General features: G+C 75.1%; 24 protein-coding genes. 13 read left to right on the top strand and 11 right to left on the bottom strand.

Annotated features, from left to right (window positions below; genetic code table 11):
• Positions 1–32 precede the first annotated feature (32 nt).
• Positions 33–1,481 carry an NCS2 family permease gene (locus AB0I21_RS10230; protein WP_360560012.1) on the top strand — a complete coding sequence of 483 codons (1,449 nt, stop codon included), beginning with the start codon at positions 33–35 and terminating at the stop codon, positions 1,479–1,481.
• Here the strand turns inward: AB0I21_RS10230 and AB0I21_RS10225 are convergent.
• Complete coding sequence (locus AB0I21_RS10225; RefSeq protein WP_360560011.1) at positions 1,445–1,918, bottom strand: hypothetical protein; 474 nt, start codon at positions 1,916–1,918, stop codon at positions 1,445–1,447. The genes AB0I21_RS10230 and AB0I21_RS10225 overlap by 37 nt on opposite strands.
• Positions 1,919–2,013: 95 nt before the next feature.
• Between AB0I21_RS10225 and AB0I21_RS10220 the strand changes: the two genes are divergently transcribed.
• Positions 2,014–5,181, top strand: coding sequence for a BTAD domain-containing putative transcriptional regulator (locus AB0I21_RS10220; protein ID WP_360560010.1), 3,168 nt, complete (start codon positions 2,014–2,016; stop codon positions 5,179–5,181).
• Here the strand turns inward: AB0I21_RS10220 and AB0I21_RS10215 are convergent.
• The 7 genes from AB0I21_RS10215 to AB0I21_RS10185 form a co-directional block, all read right to left on the bottom strand.
• Positions 5,159–5,938, bottom strand: a complete 780-nt coding sequence (locus tag AB0I21_RS10215; protein ID WP_360560009.1) for an ABC transporter permease — start codon at positions 5,936–5,938, stop codon at positions 5,159–5,161. The genes AB0I21_RS10220 and AB0I21_RS10215 overlap by 23 nt on opposite strands.
• On the bottom strand, positions 5,935–6,969 hold the full coding sequence (locus AB0I21_RS10210) for an ATP-binding cassette domain-containing protein (RefSeq protein WP_360560008.1): 1,035 nt from the start codon (positions 6,967–6,969) through the stop codon (positions 5,935–5,937). The genes AB0I21_RS10215 and AB0I21_RS10210 overlap by 4 nt, the downstream gene beginning before the upstream one ends.
• A 102-nt stretch (positions 6,970–7,071) precedes the next feature.
• Positions 7,072–7,416, bottom strand: coding sequence for a hypothetical protein (locus tag AB0I21_RS10205; RefSeq protein ID WP_360560007.1), 345 nt, complete (start codon positions 7,414–7,416; stop codon positions 7,072–7,074).
• Between the two features lie 209 nt (positions 7,417–7,625).
• Positions 7,626–7,964 (bottom strand): metalloregulator ArsR/SmtB family transcription factor, encoded by a 339-nt coding sequence (locus AB0I21_RS10200; RefSeq protein ID WP_344512672.1) that lies wholly within the window; start codon positions 7,962–7,964, stop codon positions 7,626–7,628.
• A 326-nt stretch (positions 7,965–8,290) separates the two neighbouring features.
• A complete protein-coding gene (locus AB0I21_RS10195; protein ID WP_360560006.1) occupies positions 8,291–8,929 on the bottom strand; it encodes a hypothetical protein in 639 nt (212 codons plus the stop codon).
• 60 nt (positions 8,930–8,989) lie between these two features.
• Positions 8,990–10,324: a sensor domain-containing diguanylate cyclase gene (locus tag AB0I21_RS10190; protein WP_360560005.1), complete on the bottom strand. Its 1,335-nt coding sequence runs from the start codon at positions 10,322–10,324 to the stop codon at positions 8,990–8,992.
• A 106-nt stretch (positions 10,325–10,430) separates the two neighbouring features.
• Complete coding sequence (locus AB0I21_RS10185) at positions 10,431–11,471, bottom strand: hypothetical protein (RefSeq protein ID WP_360560004.1); 1,041 nt, start codon at positions 11,469–11,471, stop codon at positions 10,431–10,433.
• A gap of 108 nt (positions 11,472–11,579) precedes the next feature.
• Here AB0I21_RS10185 and AB0I21_RS10180 point away from each other — a divergent pair, with 108 nt between their 5' ends.
• Positions 11,580–11,771 (top strand): hypothetical protein, encoded by a 192-nt coding sequence (locus AB0I21_RS10180; RefSeq protein WP_360560003.1) that lies wholly within the window; start codon positions 11,580–11,582, stop codon positions 11,769–11,771.
• 7 nt (positions 11,772–11,778) lie between these two features.
• Here AB0I21_RS10180 and AB0I21_RS10175 read toward each other — a convergent pair whose 3' ends face one another.
• Positions 11,779–13,395, bottom strand: coding sequence for a GGDEF domain-containing protein (locus AB0I21_RS10175; RefSeq protein ID WP_360560002.1), 1,617 nt, complete (start codon positions 13,393–13,395; stop codon positions 11,779–11,781).
• 59 nt (positions 13,396–13,454) lie between these two features.
• Here AB0I21_RS10175 and AB0I21_RS10170 point away from each other — a divergent pair, with 59 nt between their 5' ends.
• Positions 13,455–13,802, top strand: coding sequence for a hypothetical protein (locus AB0I21_RS10170; protein ID WP_360560001.1), 348 nt, complete (start codon positions 13,455–13,457; stop codon positions 13,800–13,802).
• On the opposite strand, the gene AB0I21_RS10165 is transcribed toward AB0I21_RS10170, so the two are convergent.
• Positions 13,784–14,785, bottom strand: coding sequence for a metallophosphoesterase family protein (locus AB0I21_RS10165; RefSeq protein WP_360560000.1), 1,002 nt, complete (start codon positions 14,783–14,785; stop codon positions 13,784–13,786). The two genes, AB0I21_RS10170 and AB0I21_RS10165, sit on opposite strands and share 19 nt — an antisense overlap.
• Before the next feature lie 94 nt (positions 14,786–14,879).
• Positions 14,880–16,955 carry a hypothetical protein gene (locus AB0I21_RS10160; RefSeq protein ID WP_360559999.1) on the bottom strand — a complete coding sequence of 692 codons (2,076 nt, stop codon included), beginning with the start codon at positions 16,953–16,955 and terminating at the stop codon, positions 14,880–14,882.
• A 155-nt stretch (positions 16,956–17,110) separates the two neighbouring features.
• Here AB0I21_RS10160 and AB0I21_RS10155 point away from each other — a divergent pair, with 155 nt between their 5' ends.
• From AB0I21_RS10155 to AB0I21_RS10115, 9 genes are all read left to right on the top strand, one after another.
• On the top strand, positions 17,111–17,617 hold the full coding sequence (locus AB0I21_RS10155; RefSeq protein ID WP_360559998.1) for an RNA polymerase sigma factor: 507 nt from the start codon (positions 17,111–17,113) through the stop codon (positions 17,615–17,617).
• Positions 17,610–18,383 (top strand): DUF4232 domain-containing protein, encoded by a 774-nt coding sequence (locus AB0I21_RS10150; protein ID WP_360559997.1) that lies wholly within the window; start codon positions 17,610–17,612, stop codon positions 18,381–18,383. Before AB0I21_RS10155 ends, AB0I21_RS10150 begins: the two co-directional genes overlap by 8 nt.
• A gap of 222 nt (positions 18,384–18,605) precedes the next feature.
• A complete protein-coding gene (locus AB0I21_RS10145) occupies positions 18,606–21,272 on the top strand; it encodes an EAL domain-containing protein (RefSeq protein ID WP_360559996.1) in 2,667 nt (888 codons plus the stop codon).
• A gap of 142 nt (positions 21,273–21,414) precedes the next feature.
• Positions 21,415–21,768 carry a DUF6223 family protein gene (locus AB0I21_RS10140; RefSeq protein WP_360559995.1) on the top strand — a complete coding sequence of 118 codons (354 nt, stop codon included), beginning with the start codon at positions 21,415–21,417 and terminating at the stop codon, positions 21,766–21,768.
• Between the two features lie 188 nt (positions 21,769–21,956).
• Entirely contained in the window at positions 21,957–22,391 is a 435-nt protein-coding gene (locus tag AB0I21_RS10135; RefSeq protein WP_360559994.1) for a hypothetical protein, read from the top strand.
• Between the two features lie 50 nt (positions 22,392–22,441).
• Positions 22,442–23,644, top strand: coding sequence for a Dyp-type peroxidase (locus tag AB0I21_RS10130; RefSeq protein WP_360560128.1), 1,203 nt, complete (start codon positions 22,442–22,444; stop codon positions 23,642–23,644).
• 58 nt (positions 23,645–23,702) lie between these two features.
• Positions 23,703–24,623, top strand: coding sequence for a hypothetical protein (locus tag AB0I21_RS10125; RefSeq protein ID WP_360559993.1), 921 nt, complete (start codon positions 23,703–23,705; stop codon positions 24,621–24,623).
• 93 nt (positions 24,624–24,716) lie between these two features.
• Entirely contained in the window at positions 24,717–25,400 is a 684-nt protein-coding gene (locus AB0I21_RS10120) for a ribonuclease HII (protein ID WP_360559992.1), read from the top strand.
• A 14-nt stretch (positions 25,401–25,414) separates the two neighbouring features.
• The gene (locus AB0I21_RS10115) at positions 25,415–26,311 is read left to right on the top strand and encodes a DUF3500 domain-containing protein (protein ID WP_360560126.1); all 897 of its coding nucleotides are present in this window, start codon (positions 25,415–25,417) and stop codon (positions 26,309–26,311) included.
• Positions 26,312–26,313: the final 2 nt, after the last annotated feature.

The following is a 26,313-nucleotide window of genomic DNA, read 5'->3' as shown; positions in this document are numbered from 1 at the left end:
GGGGGTCAGGACCAGTTCCAGGGAGGCAACACATGGACACGACCCGCGCGGAGCCGCGCAACGGCTTCGACCGGTTCTTCGACATCAGTGCGCGAGGCTCGACGCTGAGCCGCGAGATCCGCGGCGGTCTCGCGACGTTCTTCACGATGGCCTACATCGTCGTGCTCAACCCCCTCATCCTCGGCAGCGGTGTCGACAGCACCGGCGGCAAGCTCGCCATCGCCGCGGTCGCCTCGGCGACGGCGCTGGTCGCCGGGGTCGTGACGATCCTGATGGGCGTCGTCGCCCGCTTCCCCCTCGCGCTCGCCGCCGGCCTAGGCGTCAACGCGCTCGTGGCCTTCGAGATCGCACCCCACATGACCTGGGCCGACGCGATGGGCCTGGTCGTGATCGAGGGCGTGCTCATCGGCATCCTGGTGCTGACCGGGCTGCGGGAGGCGGTGTTCCGGGCCGTACCGACGCAGCTGAAGACCGCCATCGGCGTCGGCATCGGGCTGTTCCTGGCGCTCATCGGCTTCGTCGACGCGGGCTTCGTGCGGCGCGTGCCGGACGTGGCCAACACCACCGTCCCGGTCGGCCTCGGCATCGGCGGCAAGCTGATCAGCTGGCCCGCGCTCGCGTTCGGCGTCGGCCTGCTGCTCACCGTCGTGCTGGTGGTGCGCAAGGTGCGCGGCGCGATCCTCATCGGCATCCTCGCCTCCACGGTCCTCGCCATCGTCATCGAGGCGATCGCGAAGGCCGGCCCGTCGTTCGTGGACGACAAGCCCAACCCGAAGGGCTGGAGCCTCAACGTCCCGGTCGTGCCGGACAAGATCATCGACAAGCCCGACCTGTCCCTGCTGGGCCACTTCAACGTCCTGCACTCCTGGCAGACCGCCGGCGTCCTGATCGTGATCATGTTCGTGTTCACCCTGCTGATCACCGACTTCTTCGACACGATGGGCACGATGGTCGCGGTCGCCCAGGAGGGTGACATGCTCGACGAGCAGGGCATGCCGCCGCGCACCCGCGAGATCCTGCTCGTCGACTCGGTCGCCGCCGCCGCGGGTGGTGCCGCGAGCACGTCCAGCAACACCACCTACATCGAGAGCGCCGCCGGTGTCGCCGAGGGCGCCCGCACCGGCGTGGCGAGCCTGGTCACCGGCGCGCTGTTCCTCGTCGCGATGTTCTTCGCGCCGCTGGTGACGGTGGTGCCCTTCGAGGCGGCGTCGGTCGCCCTCGTCGTCGTCGGCTTCCTCATGATGACCACGGTCCGCTCCATCGACTGGTCGGACTACGAGATCGCGCTGCCGGCATTCCTCACCATCATCCTCATGCCGTTCACGTACTCCATCTCCAACGGCATCGGCGCCGGCGTCGTCTCCTTCGTCGTCATCAAACTCGCCGCCGGCAAGGCCCGCGACGTCCACCCGCTGCTCTACGGCGTCGCGGTCATGTTCATCATCTACTTCCTCCGCGGCCCGCTGGAGCTGCTCGTCTGAACGCCGGTGAGGGGTGCGGCCCCGCACCCCTCACGGCTCAGGTCGGAACCGCCGGCCTGCTTCACGCTGGGCCCGCCCGCCGCCGGGAACGGCTGGCAGCAGTGCGCGGCGGAGACCGGGACGTGCTCGTTCGCGGGGACGTCGACGGTGGCGTTCGGGGCGCAGGGGCAGTTCCGCCACCTGACCGTCACCGGCGGGACGGCCTGCACGAACGCGGTCTTCGGCGACCCGGCGCCCGGCGTGCAGAAGGCGTGCTTCCTGATCGCCCCACCGCCGTCGGCCACCACGTGGAGCCCGTGCGCGGCCGAGTCGACGACGTGCGCGTTCACCGGGACCCGCCAGGTCGCGTACGGCGCGGCCGGGCGGTACGCGTACCGCACCGTCACCGGCGGCACCCCGTGCACCAACGCGGTCTTCGGCGACCCGGTCCCCGGCACCCAGAAGACTGCTACGTCCAGTGACCCGCGCCTGTCCCGCGTCGCGGCCCCGGGCACGGCGGAAACGCCGGGTGGGCGGGCACTAGCCTGGGGCCGTGAGCGTCGAGCTGCGCCTGCTGTCGCGGGTCGCCTACCGTGGCCGGGACATCGTCGGGCCGCGGCAGTGCGGGCTGCTCGCGCTGCTGGCGGCGGAGCCGCGGACCGGGTGCGGCACCGCCAGGCTCGTCGACGGGCTATGGCCCGACGAGCAGCCGGAGCACCCGGCGAAGGCGCTGCAGGTCGTCGTGTCGCGGGTGCGGGCGCAGGCCGGCGCCGACATCGTGGCCAGGACCGCGGGCGGGTACCGGCTCGCGGTGCCGGCGCCGCTGCTGGACACCGAGGCGGTGCTGCTGCACGCGGCCGCCGCGGCGGACCTGGCCCGGGGCGGGGACCACGCCGGGGCGCTCGCCCGCGCGGAGGAGGGGCTCGCGCTGTGGGACGGGGCCGAGCCGGCCGACCCGGGCCTGGCCGACCCGCTGTCCGTCCTGCGTGCGGAGCGGGACCGGACGCGCCACGCGCTGCTCGCCGCGCGGGCGGTCGCGCTGTCGCGGCTCGGCCGGCACGCCGAGGCGGTCGGCCCGCTGACCGAGGCGGCCGCGCTGCGTCCGAAGGACGAGGCGGTGCTGCTCGAACTGCTGCGCGCCGAGGCGGCGACGGCCGGCACCGCGGCGGCGCTGGAGCGGTACGAGACCTACCGGGCCACGCTGCGCGACGAGCTCGGCGCCGACCCGGGCCCAGCCCTGCAGGACGCGCACCGGCGGCTGCTGCGCGACGAGGCACCCGCGGTGCGGCGCGGCGTCCCGCACGACCCCAACCCGCTGCTCGGCCGCGACGACGACATCGCCGCGGTCACGGAGCTGCTCGCCACGTCCCGGGTCGCGTCGGTCGTCGGGACCGGCGGCCTCGGCAAGACCCGGCTCGCGTACGCGGTCAGCCGCCAGGCCCGCCAGCCGGTCGTGCAGCTCGTCGCGCTCGCGGGCGTCGCCGCCGACGCGGACGTGGCCCCGGCGGTCGCGTCGGCGCTCGGCGTCGCCGCACCCGCCGGCGGTCCCGGGGCGGCCGCCGCGATCGCCGCCGCCCTCGGCACCGGGCCGGCGCTGCTGGTGCTGGACAACTGCGAGCACGTGGTCCGCGGCGCCGCCGACCTCGTCCGGGACCTCGTGGCCGCGACGGGCGACCTGCGGGTGCTGACCACCAGCCGGGCGCCGCTCGGGTTGTCCTCGGAGGTGGTGTACCCGCTGCCGGAGCTCGACCTGGCCACCACCGTCGAGCTGTTCCGGCAGCGGGTGAGGGCCGCCCGGCCCGGCGCGGACGTGCCCGGCGACGTGGTGCGGCAGCTGTGCGCGCGCCTGGACGGGCTGCCGCTCGCGGTCGAGCTCGCCGCCGCCCGCGTGCGGGTCATGTCGGTGTCCGAGATGGCCCGCCGCCTCGACGACCGGCTGGCCCTGCTGCGCGGCGGGGCGAGGGACGCGCCGCCGCGGCACCACACGCTGCACGCCGTCATCGACTGGAGCTGGAACCTCCTCGACGAGCCCGACCGGGCCGCGATGCGCGCCCTGTCCGTCTTCCCCGGCGGGTTCACCGCCGCCGCGGCCCGGCACGTCCTGGGCGAAGGTCAAGGCGACGGCGACGACGTCCTGCTGGCGCTCACGCAGCTCGCCGACCAGTCGCTGCTGAAGGTCACCGACACGCCGTTCGGCACCAGGTTCCGGATGCTGGAGACGGTGCGGGAGTTCAGCACCGCGCACCGGGAGCGGGCCGGCGGGACCGGCCGCGCCGTCGACGGACTGCTCGCGTGGGCGGGGGAGTTCGGCGTCGCGCACGCCGGAGCGGTCTTCGGCACGGACCTCGTCAGGGAGGTCGAGCGGGTCCGCGCCGAGCAGGACAATCTCGTCCTCGCCCTGCGCCACGCCGTCGACCGCGCCGATGGTCCCGCCGTCGCCGCCGCGGCAGGTGTACTGGCGGCGCTGTGGACCGTCGAGGGCAGCTTCGTGCGGATGACGGCCCTGGCCCGCGACGTCGAGTGGGTCATGTCGCACGTGCGGCCCGCACCCGCGCTGGTCGAGGTAGCCCGCACCGCGGCGCTGCTGTGCGCGATGAACGACTTCCTCATGCGCGGGCCGATGCCGGGCCGGTTCCTCGTCGCCCTGCGCCGGCTGCCGCCCACGACGCCGGACACGCTGGTCGGCGCGGCCGACGCGGTCCGGCGCGCCATGACGCGCGACGAGGCCGCGCTGTGGGCGCTCTGCGACAGCGACGAGCCGCTGCTGGCCGGGCTCGCGTACGGCGCCGCCAGCTACCTGTGCGAGCAGCGGCAGGACACCGACGGCGCGCTGCGGGCGGCCAGGAGGATGCTTGCGGTGCTCGGCACCCGCACGACCCCGCTGATGCGGGCCGTCGCGCACTCCCGCATCGGTGAGCTGCTCGTGGAGGTCGGCCGCGGCGAGGAGGCGGCGGCGCACCTCGCGGAGACGCTGGCGGTGCTGGACCAGCTGCGCCGGCCCGGCGTGCCGTCCAGCGCGTCGCGCGTCCGCGGTGCGATGGCCCTCGCGAGCCTGCAGCGCGGCGCGCTGGACGAGGCGGAGGACCTGATCGAGCAGGCGGTGCAGAGCGCCCACGACCCGGGCGACGACCCGATGATGTTCGGCTCCGGGGTCCGCGCGGAGATCCTGATCGCCCGCGGCGACGTCGACGCCGGCCTCGCGCTGTGGCGCGAGGTCGTGGCCCGGCTCGACGCCGCCGAGGGTCAGGAGCTGCCGGGCTCGGCGGGCTGGGCGATGGAGGTGCGGGCCACGGTCGTGATCGCGCACGCCCAGCACGGCCGGCTCGACCTCGTCCCGGCCATGGCCGATGGACTGCCGGACCTCCTGGCGAGCCTGCTCGCGAGGTCCGGCACCGTCAACGCGGTCGGCGCCCCCGTGCACGGCGCGCTGCTGCTCGCCCTGGCCGTCGCCGACCTGGACCGCGGGCGGCGCACCGGCGACACCAGGGTCGCCGCGTGCGCGGCGCGGATGATCGCCCTGGCGGAGGCTTTCCGGTTCACGATGGGCTTCCAGCCGACGATGCACGCCGGCTACGCCCGCGACCTCGCGGAGCAGGCCGACGCCGCCGAGTACGTCTCGGCGGCGTCGGACTACGCGGCGCTGGAGCGGGACGCGCTGCGGGAGGCCGCGTCCGCGGTCCTGCTGGCGCGCCGCGCGCTCATCGCCGCGGAGCGCGGTTGAACACGGACCGCGCCCACAGGTAGCCGGCCGCGGAGAGCCCCACGCACCAGGCGACCGCGATGCCGCCGCTGTTGCCGACGGGCGTGTCCATCAGCAGCGCCCGCAGCGTGTCGATGATCGGCGTGAAGGGCTCGTTGGCGGCGAACCAGCGCACCGCCCCCGACATCGACTCCGTCGTGACGAACGCGCTGCTGACGAACGGCAGCACCTGCACGAGCAGCAGGAAGCCCGTGGTGCCCTCGGGGGTGGGGGAGACCAGCCCGATCGCGACCGCCAGCCAGGTCAGCGCGAGGACCAGCAGCAGCACGAGACCGGCCGCGCCGAGCCACCGCAGCGGGTCGGTGGTGGGCCGGAACCCCATCAGCAGCGCCACCCCGACGACGAGCGCCAGGCTCAGGAACGTGCGGATCGTGGCGGCCAGGACGTGCCCGGTCAGCACCGACTGCCGGGAGATCGGCATGGTGCGGAACCGGTCGATGATGCCCTCGGTCATGTCCTTGTTGACCGCCAGCGCCGTGGTCGAGGCGCCGTAGCCGGCGGTCACCAGCAGGATGCCCGGCACGATGTAGTTGATGTAGGTGCTGCCGCCGGCGATGCCCGCGTTGATCGCGCCGCCGAAGACCCCGACGAACAGCAGCAGGAGCAGCACCGGCACGAGCAGGGACGTGACCATCGAGGCGGGGTACCGCACCGTGTGCAGCAGGCTGCGGCGCAGCATCGTGGCGGAGTCGGTGACGGCGGTGGTCATGGTGCTCATCGGGCGCCTTCCTTCGCGGCGGTGGTTGCGCTGGTCTGGTCCCCGGTCCGGCCGCTCTGGTGGCCGGTCTCGCTGGGCTGGTCCCCGGTTCGGCTGCTCGGGTGGCCGGTCAGGGCGAAGAACACGTCGTCGAGGTCCGGCGTGTGCACGGACAGGTCGGCGACGGGCACGGAGGCGGCGTCGAGCCGGTCCAGCAGCGCCCGCAGCGACGAGACGCCGCCGTCGCCCGGCACGCGCAGCGCCAGCTCCTCGTCGTCCCGCGCCGAGCCCGCGAACAGCCGCGCGGCGGTGTCCAGGTCCTCGGCGGTGTCGAACCGCACCCGGATGTGCCCGCCGGGGATCTGCCGCTTGAGCTGCTCGGCGGTGCCGGTGGCCACGATCCGCCCGCCGTCGAGCACCGCGATACGGTCGGCGAGTTGGTCGGCCTCGTCGAGGTACTGCGTGGTCAGGAACACCGTGACCCCGTCGGCGACGAGCCTGCGGATGATCTGCCACATGGTCCGGCGGCTGCGCGGGTCGAGCCCGGTGGTGGGCTCGTCGAGGAAGATGACGCTCGGGTCGCCGACCAGCGTCATCGCCAGGTCGAGCCGGCGCCGCATGCCGCCGGAGTACGTCGCGGCGGCCTTCTTCGCCGCGTCGACCAGGTCGAACCGCTCCAGCAGATCGGCGACCCGCCGCCGGCCGCCGGCCCGGCCGAGGTGGTGCAGGGCCGCCATGAGCGCGAGGTTCTCCTCGCCGGTGAGCAGCCCGTCGACCGCCGAGAACTGCCCGGTGACCCCGATCGCGGCGCGCACCGCGCCGGCCTCGCGGACCACGTCGTGCCCGGCGACGGACGCCTGCCCGCCGTCGGCGCCGATGAGCGTCGACAGGATGCGCACCGTCGTCGTCTTGCCGGACCCGTTCGGCCCCAGCAACGAGAAGACCGTCCCGCGCGGGACCTCCAGGTCGATTCCGTCGAGCACGACGTGGTCACCGAACGACTTGCGCAACCCGGTAGCCACGATCGCCGACGGGGACGGGGTGGTAGCCACGTCCCTCCCTCCCAACCGCCGCTGTGACGCTGGTGCGCCACGACTGCGACGATCGTGCGGGCCGCGACCTTCACCGCGGTTTCACGGGACTTTCAGCGCCTTTCACCTCCGGGCGGTGCCCGCCACCACCCTCGTGGCCAGGTTGTTGCCGCCGCTCACGGTGCCGTTGACGGTGACCTGCATGCCGGTTTTCACCCCACTGAGCTTCCCGAGCCCACCGGGCCCGGCCGGGACGCCGTTGACCACGACGGCGGTGCCGGGCGTCAGCGTGAACCTGACCGTCCTGGGCCGGCTGTCGCGGAACTTGTAGGCGCGGGTCACCACCAGCGACGCGTCGGCGGTGCGGACCGACGCGACGGTCCCGACCACGGACACCGCACCCGGTGCCGGCGTCACCGCCGCCGCCCGGGCTTCCGCCGGCGTCATGAACTGGCTTCCGGCGACCACGGCAGCGATCAGACCCGCGGTGCGGTGATGACGTCGTGTCAAGGTTCCTGCCTCCTGGTGGTGTGCTGGAACCGGTAGCGTCCCCGACCAGGGTTGCGGCCCGGGTGCCGTCGCGGTCCCGCCCGGTTTCGAGCCGCCACCTGTCAGCCGGGCGGGTCGGGCCTGTCAGCCGGGCGGGTCGGGCCTGTCAGCCGGGCGGGCCGGGCCTGTCAGCCGGGCGGGTCGGCCAGGAACGACGAGAGGCGGCCGAGGCGGTCGTCCCAGTCGGCGGCGAGGGCGGCCAGGTAGCCCTGGGCGAGCTTGATCGGCTCGGAGCGGTGGCGGAACAGGACCCGGCGGCCGGTGCCGGCGTCGCTGGTGACCAGGCCCGCGTCGGCGAGGAGGGCGAGGTGCTTGGCGACGCCCTGGCGGGTGATCGACAGCCGGCCGGACAGGTCGGTGGCGGTGCTCGGGCCGTGCTCGGCGAGCGAGGCGAGGATCGCCCGGCGGTTGGGGTCGGCGAGGGCGGTGAAGACGGCGACCGCCGTTTCCTCGGGTTCAGACGGCATGGCTCGAGGTCGTCGGCATGGTCGGCTCCTGCGGTCGCGGCGTGGCGATCTACCGTACCTGGACGGCCGCACCCGCTCGACGCATCCGGCTCCCCGGCCGTGCGCCGCCCGCCCGGGGCTGCCGCGGCGGCCGGTCATGCACCCCTGGGAAGCGGCCCGCGCCGGCGGCCCGGAGCTGTCGTGCCGGCCGGTCATGCATGCCTGGGAAGCGTCCCGCGCCGTCCGTCTGGAGCTGTCGCGGCGGCCGGTCAGGCACCCTCGGGAAGCGGCCCGAACCGCCAGCCCGGAGCTGTCGCGCGGCCGTCACGCCTTCGTGAAGCGGCCGGTCAGCCGCCCCAGAGCGTGAGCGCGAGCGTCGCCACGCCGGAGCCCGCCAGGGCGAACGCCCACACCCGGTCGGCGTCGAACCTCGCCCTGACCCGCACCGGGCGCAGCCGCAGCACCTCGTAGGCCACCAACGCGACCAGGCCCGCCGCCGCGACCATCGCCGCCGTGTGGACCGTCGTGGCGAGGATGCCGGTCATCGCCGAGGTACGGCCGGCGGCGCCGACGGCGTGGCCGTGGTGGGCGGCCACCGGCACCGCGGCGAGCAACGGCAGCAGGACGAGCCCGGCGCCGTGCGCGGAGGACATCAGGAACGACCACGTGAGCAGGTCGGCCGGGCGCGGGCCGGTCCGGTGGTGGCCCGGGGACAGCAGCCGCCAGACGCCCAACGCGGTCAGCGCGACCCCGCCCGCGGTCGCGACGAGCCGCGCGCCGGTCACCGACATGAGCGCCGCGACCAGCGTCGCGATCACGAACACCGACGCGGCGTGGCCGAGCGCGATCGGCCCGAGCGTCGCCGCGATCGCCGCGCGCCGCCGCTCCCGCACCCCGCCGGCGAGGGCGAAGAGCCACCCCATGCCCGGGTTCAGCCCATGGAAGGCGCCGAGCCCGGCCAGCGCCACGTACTGCCACGGATGCATTGCCCGCCCCCTTGTCGCAACCGTCCGGTTGCCGGAACGTATCGCAACTCAAGGGTTGCGTCAATCGGCGACCGCCGGACCGGCGCCCTGGTCCGGATCCGAGGGGAGCGCCAGCCAGCAGTGGTCCAGCCCCGGGTCGGCGAACGCGACCCGGCGCGGCCGGCGCTTCGCCCGGTACATCGCCTCGTCCGCGGCGCGCACCAGCTCCTCGGGGTCGACGGCGGCCTCCGGATCACCGGCGACCGCCACGCCGATGCTGGTGGAGACCGTGACCGTCGCCAGGGACAGCACCAGCGGCTCCTCGACCGCGGCCAGGATGCGCTGGAGCACGGGCGTGACCCGGTCGACCGGGCCGAACTGCTCCAGCACCACCACGAACTCGTCGCCGCCGAGGCGGGCCACGAAGTCGGTGCTGCGGACGGTGCCGGCGAGCCGGCCCGCGATGCGGATGAGCAGCTCGTCGCCGACGGCGTGGCCGTACTTGTCGTTGACGGGTTTGAAGCCGTTGAGGTCGAGGAACAGCACGGCGATCGGCCCGCCGCCGCGGCGGACCCGTTCGGTGGCGTCGCGGATCCGCCCGACGAGCCGGCGCCGGTTGGGCAGGCCGGTGAGGACGTCGTGCGCCGCCTCGTGCTCCTGCCGCCGCTGCTCGGTGACGTCCCGGTTGACGAAGACGTACCCGGCGGGCGTGCCGTCGTCCGACGCGTGCAGCGCCGACACGGACGACAGCACGGTGAGCGGCGCCGCGTCGGAGCGCCGCTCGCGCAGCTCGCCCTCCCACCGCCCGGACGCGGCCACGTCCTGCAGCATCTGCGCCGCGGGGACCTCGGTGTCGTCGGTGACGCACGCGGTGGCGAGCAGCGCGAGCAGGTCGCAGCCGACCGCGTCGCCGGAGGAGTACCCGTACAGGCGCTCGGCCCCGGAGTTCCAGCTGACGATCACGCCCTCGGCGTCGCAGGAGACGATGGCGTCGGAGATCGCGTCCAGCAGGTCGCCCTGGCGGCGGGCGTCCTCGAGCAGCTCCAGCGTCGCGGCGAACGCGTGGCTGTGCTCGATCACCCCGCCGGCGACGGTCGCGGCCGCCTCGACGAAGGCCATGTCCGCGGGCTGGACGGGGTCGCCGTCGCTCCCCAGCACGCCGAGCGCGCCGATGACCGCGCCCCGGGCGAGAATGTGCGCCACACTGATGGCGTTTTCCGCGTCTGTACGAGGTGGGCCGGCGACCGCGTCGAGCAGCGCTCCGGCCAGGGCGGGCCCGGCCTCACCGGCGGTCCGGACCACCGGCGCGGCGCCCGTGGTGAGCGCTCCCACGACGCAGCAGTCCGGCAGCTCCGCGCCGACGGCGGAGACCAGACGCTCCAGAAGGTGGCCGTCGTCGGGCGGTGCGTCCAACATGCGGACGCAGACGTCTGCCACCGCACGCAGTCGGGACACATCGTTCTATCGGCCGCCGGAACGCGAACTGAAGCACCCTCGCGGGCCGGCAGGCGTGTGCCGCCGCTCAGTCCTTCCCGTCCGGCGCGGGCGGCTGCCCCTCGTCGCCGTCCGTGGCCGGCGGCGGTGCGGGTTCGTCGCCGCCGGTGGCCGGCGGCGGTGCGGGGTCGTCACCGCCGGTGGCCGGCGGCGGTGCGGGGTCGTCACCGCCCGTGGCCGGTGGTGGTGCAGCGTCGTCGCCGCCGGTGGCCGGTGGTGGTGGTGTGTCGTCGGCGCCCGCGGTGCGGGGGCCGGGGCGTGGGGTGCCGAGCACGATCAGCGCCGGGCCGGCGATCGTGAGCGCGGCGGTCAGCGCCGGCCCGTACTCCACGCCCTCGCTCACCGCGGTGCTCCAGGCGATCGCCGTGGAGGCGTCCCCGCACAGGGCGTCGGTGAGCGCGGCCACGGTGAGCCACGCGCCGGTCAGGTCGGACTGTGTCACGGCCGCCTGCACCGCGACGAGCGCCGCACCCGCCGCCACCAGCCAGCGGCGGTCCTCGCGCCGGCCGGCCAGGAGCAGCAGCCCGAGCGCGGCCGCGACGGCGAGCGGCCCGGGCCACGCGCAGCGGGCCACCCCGGCTATCTCGTCCAGGTCGACGTCGAGCCAGAGGCCGGCCAGGACGCCCACGCCCACCACGACGGCCGCGACCGTGGTGGCCACGACCCGCACCCGCCGGTGGGCGCGGGGCAGCCCGAGCACGGCGGCCACCAGCAGGACCACCGCGCCCAGCTGGACCAGCGTCGCGATGGACTCCGACCGGTACGCCCGGCCCGCGGCGTCCAGCATGGCCTGCAGCGCGACCGTCTGCGACGGCCCGTACGCGAACCAGCCGGCGTCCTGTCCCGCGTCGTCGAGCGCGGCGTCGCGTACCAACGCGGCGACCGCGAACAGCAGGCATCCCGCCGCCAGCGCCCACCGCGACCGGCTCCACCGGACGGCGAGCACCGCCAGCACGACCAGCGCCGCCGCCGTGCACCGCAGCGACACCTGCGTCGCCGACAGCGCCGCCGCCGACACCACCAGGACCCCGGTCACCGCGAACATGGACACGAGCAAGGACAGGCGCACCGCCGGATCTTGCCACAGCACCCGCCGCCGCAGGGGGCGCCGAACTACATGGGTGTACTTATCGATCATTGCTTCCCGCTGGTGACGGGGCTGTCGTAGCGTCGGGTGGTGAGCGCGGCCGTGATGCAGACACCCGATGGGCGGTGGCGCGTCGAGGTCGGCGGGGTGGGCTCTGTCGCGTGGTACAGGGTGATCGGCCCGGGCGTGTCGCGGGCGGTGCCGAGCGTGGACAAGCTCGCCGACGTGCTGCGTGAGGAAGGCGTCGAGCTCGGCGACTTCGTCGAGCCGGAAGCGGCCTGACGCCCGCTCAGACGGTGACCGGGCGGCGCTTGCGGTCGTACATCTTCCGGTCCGCCTCGGCGACGAGCTGCTCCGCCGTGCCCGGCCCGGCGAGCGCGGTGCCCGCCGTGGCGAGCGCGGTGCCCGCCGTGGCGAGGGCAGTGCCCGCCGTGGCGAGGGCTGCGCCTGCCGTGGCGGGAGCACTGCCTGCCGTGGCGGCACCGACGCCTGCCTCGTCGAGCGCGGTGCCTGCCTGGACGAGGGCGGCGCCCGCCCTGCCGGACGCGGTGCCCCGCCTGTCGGGGGTCGGGCCGGACCTGTCGAGGGCGGGGCCCGACCCGGTGAGGGCGGTGCCGATCGTCACGCCGACGTCGACCCGGTGGCCGGCGACCGTCATCGGCGCGCCCACGGCGGCGGTCAGCCGGCGCCGCAGCGCGTCGGCCCGCGTGGCGTCGACGCCGTGGCAGACGATCAGGAACTCGTCGCCGCCGATCCGGCCGACCAGGCCGCCGGGGCGCACCGCGGCGCGCAGCCGGGCCGCGACCTGCCGCAGGACCTCGTCGCCGGCGAGGTGGCCGAGCGTGTCGTTGATCGGCTTGAAGCGGTCGAGGTCGCAGTACAGCACCCCGACGCCGGCGCCGAAGGACTCCTCCAGCCTGGCCAGGACGCCGTGCCGGTTGAGCAGGCCGGTGAGCTCGTCGTGGCTGGCCCGGTGCGCCAGCGCCGACTCGGCCTCGGCGCGCTGGCGCAGCAGCTGGCCGATCCGGGCGAGGACGAGCCCGATGACGACGAGCGTCCCGACGCTGAGCAGCGGCGCGTCGGCCTTACCGCCCCACAGGACGGGCAGCCCGCCGACGACCGGGTTGATCGAGAGGACCGCGCCGAGGTGCGCCAGGCGCAGCGTGGGGCGCTCCGGCTGCCGCCTGACCGGCTCGGTGAGCGTGACCGCCGCCGGGTGCAGCGCCGCGGCGCCGAAGCTCAGGTACGCCACCGCCCACAACGCCGGCACGACCTGCGTGGCCACCGGGTGGGGCAGGTCCGCGGTCAGTACCGACGCGACGACCCCGGCGAGTCCCAGCGCGATCGACACGTAGAGGTAGCGCAGCGACCCCGTGCCCATCGTCCGGGCGATGCGCCGCATCGAGCCGAGCGTGGCCAGCAGCGCCAGGAGGTTGGCCAGCGCCAGCAGCTGCACCGCCGCGGGCGCGTGCGCGGCGGCCAGCCGCGGCCGCAGCACGAACTCCCACAGCGGGCCCGCGGCGCCGACGCCGATCAGCGCCGCGTCGATGACCCCGCCGCCGTCGCCGGGCGTGTGCCGGGTCACGACGACCGCGCTGGCCGACAGCAGCCCGAGGAACCCGGCGGCCATCAGGACCGGCGCGACGAGCCCGCCGCCCGGCACCTCGATGCCGAGGTCGGCGCCGAGCCCGAGCAGGTTGGTGCCCGTCAGCAGCCCCAGCCCGACGAGCGCCAGGTGCCAGGGCAGCGGGCCGCCCGGCCGGCGGCGGCGCAGGTGCCAGCCGATCGCGGCGGCCGGGGCCAGCCCGCTGATCAGCATGACGAACGACTCGGCGGGCCCGTCGAACGCCAGCAGCGCCGTCACCGTCACGACGACGGCCAGCGCATAGGCTCGATGCAGGATCACCACCCCGGAGAGATCGTCCGTCGGCGTGCGGGCATGAGCAGAACGGTAGGCTGCCCCGCATGTCCGCCTATGGCCCAGCGCTGTTCGTGTCCAGGAAGGACGGCGCGGCGGTCCCGCCGGAGGAACAGGAGACGATCCTGCACCTGGTCCGCGCCGCGGTCGCCACCGTCCGCCTGAAGGACGAGGAGGGCGCGCCCGCCGACCCCCGCGTCTACGACTACGACGAGTACGAGCCGCTCGCCCTCGGCGTGCTGCTGTACTCCGGCTACGCGTACGGCCAGATGCCGGAGGAGATCCAGCAGGACCAGGACGACGCCTGGACCGCGGAGACCACCCGCGTCGCGGCAGAGGTCGACCGCCACGCTCCCGGGGTCTACGCCTTCACCGGCTACGGCGTCGAGGACTGATTCCCGGGCAGGTCGGGCAGGGGCACGCCGAGCGCGGCGGCGAGATCGAGGGTCCGGCGCGGCGTGACGCAACGCCGGGCCAGTGCGGCCTCGTCGAGGCGGCCGGTGCGGGCCTGGAAGAGCACCGGCGCGGCCGGGTGCGCCCGCAGGGCCGCGTCGGGGAGCTCGCGGGCGAGCGCCTGGGCGGCGGCGACGAGGGCGGGCAGCGACGAGCGCAGCAGCTCGGCCCACGCCGCGACCTCGTCCAGCCACGGGTCCTGGGTGCGGGACAGGGCGGCGGTCAGGTCGGGCCAGGTGTAGTCGCGCCAGGGGCGGGTGCGCAGGACGGGGAGCTGCCACTCGCGGCGGGTGACGGACCAGTGGTCGGCGTGGGCGGGGACCGCGTGGACGGTGCGGCCCGGCAGGACCAGGGCGGTCAGGTTCCAGCCGTGGCAGGCGCCGGTGTCCAGGCCGAAGACGCGGCCGTCGCGCAGCAGCGGCTCGCGGCCGGTGACGTGGTGGCCGAAGGCGACCGGCTCCGGGTCGGTGTAGTGCTCGTGCCAGTGGCCGGTCGGGACGATCCCGGCGAGGGCCTTCTCGCCGCTGGTCGAGCCGCACAGGATCTCTTCCCGCTGCTCGTCCAGCGGCACGCCCGGGACCAGCGCCGCGTGCACGACCCGGACGTGCTCGTTCTCGAAGAAGTACGGCAGGGTCCGCATCCACGCGACCGCGTCGGCGTAGCCGGCGCCGAGCTGCAGGCGGGTGATCTCCTGCGCGTAGGAGAGGACGCCGCGGACGTGCTTGCGCTCGTGGTTGCCCATGACGACGACGGAGTTGGGCCGGGAGCGGAAGAAGCCGACGACCTCGGCGGGTGACGGGCCGCGGTCGACCAGGTCCCCGACGCTGACGAGCAGGTCGTCGGGGTGCAGCGCGACGGCGTCGCAGAGCTCGAGCAGCTCGGTGTAACAGCCGTGGATGTCGCCGACGACGACGGTGCGTCCCATCCGCAGGAGCGTAGGAACGCACCGTGCCGGCGCGCAAAGGGTTAAAGGCGAGGAAGGCGGTGACCCTGGTTGGCAAAAATCGCCGTGGCGATTCTTAAGGAGAAGGAAGGACCACCATGGCCTCGCCCTTGGATGCTAGCACCTGCCCCAGATCCACGGGATCGAATTGACTGTCCTGGTTGGACGGTCGGAAGACGTAGGCGGGGCCGCCGGTGAGGGCGGCGTCCGTGTCGTCGTAGCGGACCGGCATGCCGTCCCCGGCCGCCGGGGCGTGCCGGAACAGGTCGTGCACGCTCGGCAGGCTCGCCAGGTACTCGACGTACGGCGGCAGCGTCCCGGCCAGCAGCGCCCCGTTGAGCGACGCCGACTGGACGCGGGAGGGCAGGTTCGCGTCGAGGTAGACGAGCTCGCGGCGGGACAGGTCGAGGTGGGCGACGAACTTCGTCAGCCCGGCACCGCGGACCGGGAACGACAGCTGGACGCGGCTCGGCTCGAACAGCCTGCCCTCCTGCGGCTCCGAACCCCACTGCAGCGCGGCGTGCACGTCGCTGGCGGACTCGAACGAGCGGCGGGAGTAGCACAGCAGGCTCCACACCGCGTAGCGGACGCCGGCGGCGGCGAGCTCGTCGAGGTAGAGGTCGATGAGCTGGCAGGCGCGGCCGTCGAGGTCCTTGGAGTTCGTCGGGTCGCCGGAGAACACCGCCGCGTCGCCGAACCGGGTGTGGTCCCAGCAGCAGGCGCCGACCGGCTGCCAGGCGTCGTCGAAGAAGTTCCAGCTGTTGTCGTACCAGATGTTGCCCACCGTCGGACCCGTCGCCCAGTAGGACGCGCTGCGCACGAACCGGACCCCGTCGGGGATGCCGAAGACGGTGCCGCGCCCGTACGGTGCGAGCTCGGCGTCGTTCGTCGGCAGCTTCACCTTCTCCGTCGCCGGGTCCAGCGCCACGGGTCCGGTGCCGGCGAGGCGGCGGGTCAGCTCGGCGTCGATGGCGGCCAGCACGGCGTCGCGCGGGCCGGCCGGCAGACGGTCCCCGCCGGCCGCGACGACCTGCGCCCGCGACCAGTTGCCGCGCGGCGGGAACATGCGCCACTGCCGCGCGTCGACGGTCTCCAGGTGCCGCCGCAGCTGGAGCAGCCGCAGGGTTGTGAGGTCCCGGACGACGGTCTCGACGCCGGGCGCCTCGCCGAACGTGACGAGGAGCTGCCGCAGCCGGCGCGCGTACTCGCCCGGCCGGGTGGCGAGCAGGCCCGCCACGGCCGGGTCGCGGGCGGCGAGCAGCCGCTCGACGTCGGAGGCGAACCCGCGCACCGGTCGGCCCGTGTACAGCGCGTCGTACGCCGCCACGACCCGCGGGAACGCGGCCCGGTAGTCGCCGGGGTGCAGCGCGAAGAGCAGGCGCTTGAAGGGCTCCCGGCGCCGGGCGACGTCGTCGAGCAGGTGCGGGGCGCTCTCCAGCATGCCGAGCAGGTGCCGCCGCTCCGCCCGCGTGAAGCGGCGCAGCCGCTGGGCGGCGCGCAGGCCGGGGTCGCCGCCGGAGAGCGCGGCCGCGAGGCGCAGCACGTCGGTCGCGGTCGATACGCGCGCCTCGACGCCGGTCTCCAGCAGCCGCACGGCGAGCCGGACCCGGTTCTCCACAAAGGACACCCCGGCGAGGTCGACCGGCCCCTCGGTGAGGTCGGTGACGTCGCGCCACTGGTCGTCGGTCCAGCGCGCCGGCAGCGCGTGCAGCCCGGCGAGGATCCGTGGCAGCGTGGCGTCGTCGGCCGGGTGCAGCACCCGCGGCGCGGGCAGGTCCCGCAGCGGCGCCCGGTCCGCCTCCTCCTGCGTCACCAGCTCGTTGGGCAGCCCCCAGTACATGAGGATCTGCCGCAGCCAGTACTCCGCCTCGTCCATGGCGAGTACCTCGGCCGGGAAGTTCTTGTAGACGACGAAGTCCGCCATGCGCTTGTCGTCACCGGTCAGCGCGGCGAGCACCGGCTCGACGCCGGCCCACCACCGCCGCAGCTCGTCCTCGCCTGTCGCGCTCAGCATGGTGTACGCGCGGGCGGACAGCGCGAAGCCGTAGTGGGCGATGTTCGCGGTCACAGTCGCGACCGCCGCCGCCGGGGCGGTCCGCGGCGCCGGTGCGGGCATGGCGATGAGGTCGCGGGCGATCAGGACTCGTTGCACGCCCGTGAGGGTCCCGCACCCGCGGCACCACGGTCAAAGGCGTTTGCGGTGCCGGCCGGACCACCGCTGTCGGGTTCCCGCCTCAGTCCGCTCCAACCGGACGGCGATCGCGGCGTCTTAGGGTGCATGACCGGATGGTGGGGAGACAGATGTCAATGACGATGTGGGAGGCGGGCCCGGCGGTGGCCGAGACGGACGCCCGGCAGGAGTTCTTCGCGGCCGAGTATCCGCGGCTCGCGGGATGGGTGCGCAGGCAGGTCGGCGACGACGACACGGCGCACGACGTCGCGGCGGAGGCGTTCACCCGCCTGATGTCACGGTGGTCGGCGGCGCGGGAGCCGCACGCCTACCTGTACAAGACCGCGGTCAATCTGCTGAAGGACCACTGGCGGCGGGCCCGCAAGGAGCGCAGCGCGCTGAGCCTCGTGGCGGCCGAGCAGCACCACGGCCCGGACGGCCGGCCCGACCGGGCCAGCGACCTGCGGGGGCTGCTCGAGCCGCTGCCCGAGCACCAGCGCACCGCGGTGCTGCTGCACTACCTCGCCGGGTTCTCGATCCGGGAGGTGTCGGAGATTGTTGGCCGGGCCGAAGGGACGGTCAAGTCGGATCTGTTTCAGGCGCGGGCGCGCATTCGAGTGGAGTTGGGTGACAATGATGACTGACCGTTTCGAGACCTGGCTGGACGAGCAGCAGGTCGAGCTCCTCGCTCCGCCTCCGGGCGCGTATCCGAGCATCGCCCGGTCCGCGCGGCGCCGGCGGGCCGGCCGGGCGGTCGCCGGGGTGGCCGCCGCGACCCTCGCCGTCGCGGTCGCCGCGGGCGCCGTGCACCAGGTCATGAACCCGGACCGGCCGCCGGACCAGCCCGCGACGACGCCGACCGCGGCACCGACCGCAGGGCCGACGGAAACGCCGACGACAGGGCCGACGGAAGGGCCGACGGCGGCAGGCAGCACCGGGGCCGCCACACCCGCCGGGAGCGCGACGACGCAGCAGGTGACCGGGCGGTGCCGGACCGGCGACCTGCGGGTGACCGCCATGAGCGCGCCCGGCGGCGGCGCGGCGGGCGGCGTGTACTCATGGCTCGTCTTCACCAACACGTCCGGCCGGACGTGCTCGTTGTACGGGTTCCCGGGCGTGTCATACGTGACGGGGGCGTCCGGCACCCAGATCAACGAGCCGGCGAAGCGGGAAGGCACCGCCCCGGTGCGGGTCGACCTCGCTCCGGGGCAGGGCGCCCACGCCCAGGTGCGCACGGGACAATCCAGCGCATACCCGGACACCTGCCATCCTGTCGAGGCGGCCGGGTACCGGGTGTATGTCCCCGACGAGACGGCGTCCGTGTTCGTGCCGTGGCGGATGAAGGTGTGCTCGACGGACGGCGTCAACGGCATGCTGATCGGCCCGGTGTTCCCGGGGACGTCCGGATAGTCGCGGACACGCGGCGGAGCAGGTACGGTGCCTCGGCAGGCGGTGGGCGCTCAGGTCCCGCGGGTCGCGGTCGATGAGCATCTGGGACGGGGCTGGTAGAGGGACGGGCGGTACATGACCGGATCGGGACGGCCGGGCTCGGTGGCGCGGCTCCGTGACGCCGTGTTCGGGGCCTCTCGCGCCGATATCGCCCTTCAGACCGGGATTGTCCTGATCGCGTGGGTGTGGTTCGCGGTCAACGTCCACGGCCCGGTCGGCTCCCCGGTGCTCGGCTGGGTGCCGAACCTGTGCTCCGCCGCGCTGGCCGGCGCCGCGCTCTGGACCGTCGGCACCGGCCCGCGGGTGAACCCGGCCGCGGCCCGGTTCTGGCGGTTCATGGGCGCCGGCACCCTCCTCGTGGGTGTCGGCTCCGTGGTCCGCGGGATCCAGGCGATCAACGAGCCGCGGGGCAGCATCGGCCCGGTGGACGGCGCGATCTATCTGGTCGCGGTGCTGCTGGAAGGGTGGGCGCTGCTGCGGCTGCCGCTCGGGCTGGAGCGCGGCCGGCGGCGGGTCACGTTCCTGCTCGACGCGTGCACGGTCGTCGTCGCCGGCGGGCTGTTCCTGTGGCAGTTCTGGCTGCGCCCGTCGCTGGAGCGCGACAGCGGCAACCAGGCCGCGTTCGTCACGGGGCTGGTCACGCTGGTCGTGTCGATGCTGGCGCTGTTCGCGATCGTGAAGGTGGCGCTGACCGGCACGTCGACCGTCGACAAGGCCGCGCTGCAGTGGTTCGGCCTCGCGATCGTCGTCGGTGCGCTCGCGTCGGCGCCGGAGGCGCTGCTGCCGCCCGGCGCGCCCAGCCCGAGCCAGCTCGCAGTGCCGCTGAGCTGCCTGTTCGCCGTGTTCGCCGCCCGCCTGGAGCGCCGCGGCCGGACCGCGCCGGACCCGGCGGTCACGGGAGGGCGCCGCCGGCCGTTCAGCGTCATGCCGTACGTGGCCGTCGCCGCCAGCAACGTGCTGCTGCTGTTCGTCATGTCCTCCGACGACCCCGGCGAGCGGCTCGGCGTCGCCGTCGGCGTGGTGATCCTCGCCGTGCTGGTCATCGCCCGGCAGATGCTCACGTTCCGGGACAACGCCCGGCTTGTCGCCCGGCTCGACGCGGGCATGGTCGAGCTCGGCGACCGGGAGCGCCGCTTCCGCTCCCTGGTGCAGAACGCCTCCGACCTCATCACCGTCACCGACGCCGACGGCGTCCTGACCTACGTCAGCCCCGGCGCGACCCGCCTGCTCGGGCTCCCGGCCGAGCAGTGGCCGGGCCGGCCCGCCGCCGACATGCTCTACGTCGACGACGTGGACCTCGTGCTCACGGCGTACCAACGCGTCATCGACGACCCGGGGACACCGGCCGTCTTCCAGGCCCGGCTCGCGCACGCCGACGGCAGCTGGCGCTGGGCCGAGATCACGATGGCGAACCTCCTGCACGACCCCGGCGTCGCCGGCATCGTCTGCAACTCCCGCGACATCACCGACGCCCGGGACTTCCAGCAGCGGCTGAGCCACCAGGCCAGCCACGACGCGCTCACCGACCTCGCCAACCGCAGCCTCTTCGGCGAACGGGTCTCCGAGGCGCTCGCCGCCGGCCCGCCCGAGCGGCTCCGCGTGCTGCTCATCGACCTCAACGAGTTCAAGACCGTCAACGACACCCTGGGCCACGCCGTCGGCGACGCGCTGCTGATCGCCGCCGCCAACCGCCTCCGCGGCGCGGTCCGGCGCGCCGACACCGTCGCCAGGCTGGGCGGCGACGAGTTCGCGGTGCTGCTGGAGCACGCCGACGACGAGGCCGCCCTCGCGGTCATCGCCCGCATCGCCGCCGCCTTCGAGGAGCCCGTCCACGTCGGCGGCCACCGGCTGCGGCTGGCCGCCAGCATCGGCGTGGCGCTCGGCACCGTCGCCGCCACGCCCCAGGAGCTGCTGCGCCGAGCCGACGTCGCGATGTACGCGGCGAAGGCCGACCGCGACGGCCCCCGCATCCGCCACGTCGACTACGCCGCGCCGCTGGACGTCCAGGTCCAGGCCCGCGCCACGCTCGAACGCGACCTGCGCACCGGCATCGACGAGGAGCGGTTCTCCGTCGTGTACCAGCCGATCGTGGCGCTCGCCGGGGCAGCCGCCGCGTCGGACCTGGGCTCGGGCACTGACCCGGGCGCGGCCCCGGCCGTGGTGCCGGTCATGGTCGAGGCGCTGGTCCGCTGGGAGCACCCGGACCTCGGCACGGTCTCCCCGGGCGACTTCATCCCCGTGGCCGAGGCGTCCGGCCTCATCGTGCCCCTCGGCCGGTGGATTCTCGCCCAGACCTGCCGTCAGGCGGTGCGCTGGCATCAGCTGTACGGCGACGCCGCCCCACGGATGAGCGTCAACGTCTCGGCCCGCCAGCTGCAGGAGGCCGACTTCGCCGCCGAGGTGGCGCGGCTGCTGACGGCGTCCGGCCTCGCCCCGCACCGGCTCACCGTCGAGATCACGGAGACCGCCACCCTGCACCCCTCCTGCGTCCAGTCCGTGCACGCCCTGCGCGCGCTCGGGGTGCGCATCTCGCTCGACGACTTCGGCACCGGCCACTCCAGCCTCAGCACCCTGCAGACCTGCCCCGTCGACGAGATCAAGCTCGACCGGGCCTTCACCGGCACCTGTACGGCCCCGGACGGTCGCACCGTCGCCGCCGCCGTCATCCAGATGGCCCGCGCGCTGCGTCTCGACGCCGTCGCCGAGGGCATCGAGACGCCGGCGCAGGCCCAGCGGCTGCGCGAACTCGGCTACCCCCACGGCCAGGGCTACCACTTCGCGAAGCCACAGCCCGCGGAGGCCATCGACGCACTGCTGGCCGCCGGCACACAGACCGTCGCCGCCCACTGAGCGCAACGCCCGCCGTAGCCCGCTCTCCGCGGACTACGCCGCCGGTCGTAGCCGGTCGCGCCCTGCGCACGACGACCGCGGCCCCCTCCGGTTCCTACCGTGTCGCATGTACCTCCCACATGCGCTCGAGAGGAGCCCTCCAATGCTCGCTTCCGTCGACCCAACGGCGGCCACCGTGGCCATGATGAGCGCCGGCCGCGGCACGGCGATCCTGGCCGGCGTGATCGCCCTGCTCGGCATCGCCATCGGCGCCGCGACCCTGAACCGCACGTCGCGCGCCGATGACCCCGGCAACCTGCTGCGCTGGACCTTCGCCGCGCCCGTCCTGGGCGCGTTCGCGGTGGTCCTCGGCGCCGTCGTCGTCGCGACCGCCGACGGCGGCGTGGGCACCGGCAACGGCCTCGCCGGCGGCGTCGTCGCCATCGTCCTCGGCCTGACCGCCGGCGTCCTCGGCGGGCTGGCCCTGCGCCGCACCCGTGCCCGCCGCACCGGCTGACACCGGGCCGCCGTGCGGGCGCGACGGAGGTCCGTCCGGCAGGACCTGGCCGCCCGGGCCGGACGCGGGCGGTCCGGGCTCGAACGGGCCGGTGGCGCGCGACGATCGGGCAGGTGCGCGTCGGCGGGCCGGTGGAATCGCCGCCACGGGTATTGACCAGGATCGGGGCGGCTGGTTACAGATCAACTGTGACCACGAAGGAGCCCGCCCTGAAGCGACTCGCGGCGATCGCCACCACCGTGCTGCTCGCCGTGCCGGCCGGATGCGCCGACGACCCGGCGGGCGGACGGTCCGAGGCGGGCGCGCCGCAGGACGTGTGCGGCCCGATCGAGCGGCTCCAGCCCGACGAGGTGCTCGGCGGGGCGCCCGCCGGGCACCGGCCCTGCGCGGCGGACTCCACGGCGGGCATGCTCGGCGTCGCGGTGTGGACCGCCGCCGACGGCAGGCGGGTCTCCGTCGGTGTCGCGGGCGGCGCGCACGCGGCCACGTTCGAGGTCGCCCGCAGCATCGACCTGTCCCGTATCGTCAAGGACAACGTCACCAACGGCGTCACCCAGCCGCAGCCCGGCCCCAGCGGCTCCCGCACCGTCGCCGGCAACGGCGTCACCTGCACCGTCCGGTGACGGAGCGGCCCACACCGGGCGACCCTCCGGCGGAGCCGGCCGGAGGGCCGATCAGCAGGCGCGCCCTGCTGGCCGGCGGCGCGCTGACCGCGGGTGGGGTGGTCGCCGCCGGCGTGGCGGCTGTGCGCGGCAGCGCCGGCGACGGGCCCGGCCCGGCGCCCGCGCCGGCCGCGGAGCTCGGCGGGCTGATGGTGCCGTTCTACGGCGAGCACCAGGCGGGTGTGGAGACGCCGGCGCAGGCGCACGCCGCGTTCGTCGCGCTCGATCTCGCCGAAGGCGTGGACCGGGCGGCGCTGCGCCGGATGATGCTGGTGCTCACCGACGACGCGGCTCGGCTGACGCAGGGCCGTGCGCCGCTCGCGGACGGCCAGCCGGAGCTGGCGCACCTGCCGTCCCGGCTGACCGTCACGTTCGGGTTCGGGCCGCGGCTGTTCGACGTCGCGGGCCTCGCCGGGCGGCGGCCGGCGTCGCTGGAGCAGCTGCCCGCGTTCGGCATCGACCGGCTGCAGGAGCGGTGGAGCGGCGGCGACGTGCTGCTGCAGCTCTGCGCCGACGACCCGCTGACCGTCGCCCACGCGCAGCGCATGCTGGTGAAGGACGCGCGGTCGTTTGCCACCGTACGATGGGTGCAGCGCGGGTTCCGCCGCGGCCGCGGCATGCAGGGCGACGGGGTGACCCAGCGCAACGTCCTCGGCCAGCTCGACGGCACCGGCAACCCGGCTCCGGGCACCCCGGCCTTCGCGGGCGCGGTCTGGACCGACGCCGGACCGGCCTGGCTGCACGGCGGGACGACGGTGGTGGTGCGCCGGATCCGCGCGGAGCTGGAGGCGTGGGACGCCACCGACACCGCCGGCAAGGAGTCCGCCGTCGGCCGGCGGCTGTCCGACGGCGCGCCCCTCACCGGGCGGCACGAGCTGGACAAGCCGGACCTCACCGCGAAGGACGCGCACGGGCGCCCGGTCATCCCGGAGCTCTCGCACGTCGCCCGCGCCCAGGTGGGCTCGGACCGGCTGCGGATCTTCCGCCGCGCGTACAACTACGACGAGCCGCCCGCCCCGGACGGCACCGCCGACAGCGGGCTCGTCTTCGCCTCGTTCCAGCGCGACGTCGGCGAGCAGTTCGTCCCCCTCCAGCGCAGGCTCGCCGAGGCCGACCTGATGAACGAGTGGATCACCCCGATCGGGTCCGCGGTCTTCGCCGTCCCGCCCGGCTGCGACCCCGGCGGCTGGGTCGGCGAGCGGCTGCTCAGGTAGCCGGGCGGGGACCGGCACCCGCTCGCCCCGATCGATGCCCTTCCGCGAGAATGGGTCGATGGACGTCGACGTCTGGTATCGGACACTGAGGATGGCGGTCGGGACGTACGTGCTGCACCTGCACGACGCCGAGATCGAGGCGGCCGGGCAGCTGTACTGCGTCAGCCCCGGGAACCGGCCGTCCGGCTCCGACGACGGGCGGGTCCCGGCGCCGGCGGAGGACGCGGCGCGGTGGCGGGCGGCGACGGAGACGGTGCTCGCCGCCCTGAGGTCGGTGGAGGAGCGGGACCGCGCGGCGCGGCGGCAGCTGCACCGGCCGGACCAGGCCTGGCAGGGACTGTGGTGGGAACTCCGCCGCGACCGGATGCACCGGGACTACGAGGTGCGGAAGGCGGCGCTGGAGGTCGAGGTGCGGGCGGCGTACCGCGCCTTCCGGGACGAGGCCGGCGACCTCACCGACCACGTCGCGGCGTGGCGGGAGCGCTGGGCGCGGGAGGAGCGGGAGCGGGCGGCGCGGCTGCGGGCGGAGCGGGTGGCGGCCGTGGCGGAAGGCGTCGCCGGCGCCGTCTGGACCTACCGGATCGGGGACCACGGCGGCCACCGCCGGGTGCTGATCTGGCTGCCCGCCGTCGAGCGCGGCGACGGCGACGAGCGCGGCGCGGTCGTCCGCGGGCTGACGGCCCGGCAGGTGCAGAAGATGATCGAGGAGCGGCGTGGGCGGGACCCGTACCTGTGGATCGGCTGGCGGGACGCGACCGGCACGGCCATGCAGGAGTGGCTCGAGGACGGCGGGGCCCCGGCCGGCGGTGAGCGGCTCGCCGGGGACGTCAGGGCGTGGGCCGCGCTGACCGGCGTGGCCGTCGAGCCGATCGTGTGGCGGCCCGGTGAGCTCGAGGCGCTGCGCGCGTCGCGGCCGGGCCGCAGCTACGGCCCGTCGAGCAACGCTTTCGGCCCGGGGAGCTTCGGCACCTCGTTCTGAGCGACGCGGGAGCCCGTGGGTGGCTCAGCGGGTGGCTCAGGGGGCGTCTGGTTGACTGGGGCACCCGATCGCCGTCGTACGAGGAGCCGCGCCGTGGCCGCACGAGTGACCCGCAGGGTGACCCCGACCCTCGACGTGGAGGGCGAGCTGTGGGGGCGCGGGCACCTGACGGTCGCCGGGATGGACGAGGTCGGGCGCGGGGCGTGGGCCGGGCCGATCGCCGTCGGGATCGCGGTGGTCGCCGGGGACTGTCCGCCCGTGCCGGAAGGGCTGGCCGACTCGAAGTTCCTGTCGGAGGCGCAGCGGGAGCGGATGGTGCCCGTCGTGCGGGAGTGGGTGCGGCACTGGGCGGTGGGGGAGGCCAGCGCCGAGGAGGTCGACGAGCTCGGGGTGACGGCGGCACTGCGGAAGGCGGGATGGCGGGCCCTCGCGGCGCTGCCGGAGCACCCCGACGTGATCATTCTCGACGGCGCGCACGACTACCTCAGCGACCCGATGGAGGAGACGCTGTTCTGCCCGGAGCGCAGCATCCCGCCGGTGCGCACCGAGGTGAAGGGCGACGCGCGGTGCGCGGTGGTCGCGGCGGCGTCGATCCTGGCGAAGTCGCACCGGGACCTGTACATGGCGGCGCTCTCGGCCGAGTTCCCGCAGTACGGGTGGGAGCGCAACGCCGGGTACGGGGGTGCGGCCGAGCACGTCGACGGGGTCGCGGCGCACGGGCTGAGTGTCCACCACCGCAGGTCGTGGCGGATGGCGGCTGGTACAACGGGAGCATGACGACAGCTGCGGCGATGCGGGCCGAGGCGGCCGCGCTCCTGGCACTCGCACCGAAGGTGGGGCTGTCGTTCGACGACGACGCGCACCGGCGCTGGATCGAGTACCGGCCGCGGCCACGGCCGGGCGTGAGCCTCGGCGCGCTGGACCCGGAGGGGCGCAAGGCGGCGCACCGGCTGCTCGCCACGGGGCTGCGCCCGCACGCGTTCGCGCAGGCGACCGTAATCCTCGCGCTCGAGGAGGTGCTCGACCGCGAGGAAGGGTACCGGCGCGGCCGGCACAGCAACGACTACACGATCGTCGTGTTCGGCACGCCGGACGTCACGGGGCGCTGGGGGTGGCGGTTCGAGGGGCATCACCTGTCGGTGACGATGACGCTCGACGGCGACACGGTCTCGCCGGCGCCGGTGTTCCTCGGTGCGAACCCGCTCGGCACCTGGTACCGCGGCCGGCCGGTGGTGCGGCCGCTCGCGCCGGAGGAGGAGCTCGGCCGGGCGGTGCTGGACGCGGTCCCGCGGGACCTCCTGCCGCGCGTCGTGCTGCGGCCGGCGGCGCCGCCGGACATCCACAGTGGACCGCGGGCGGCGGTCCCGCCGGTGCCGGAAGGCGTCCCGGCGGTCGAACTGCCCGATCCGGCGCGGCTGCTGCTGGACGAGCTCGTCGCCGTGTACCTGGACCGGCTGCCGGAGGACGTCGCGCCGGCCGTGGACCGGGACCGGCTGTCGTTCGCGTGGGAGGGCGCGACCGGGCGCACCGGCCGGCACTACTACCGCGTGCAGGGCCCCGACCTGCTCATCGAGTACGACAACACCGCCGACGACCTCAACCACGCTCACACCGTGCTGCGCCGCCCCGACTCGGACTTCGGCGCCGACGTCCTCGCCGAGCACCGGGCCGACTGGCACGCCCGGTAGGG

Origin of the sequence: Dactylosporangium sp. NPDC050588, assembly GCF_040654975.1 — a bacterium.
Taxonomy (GTDB): domain Bacteria; phylum Actinomycetota; class Actinomycetes; order Mycobacteriales; family Micromonosporaceae; genus Dactylosporangium; species Dactylosporangium maewongense.
The sequence above is the reverse complement of the archived record's forward strand: the minus strand, read 5'-3'. Positions and strand labels throughout refer to the sequence as shown.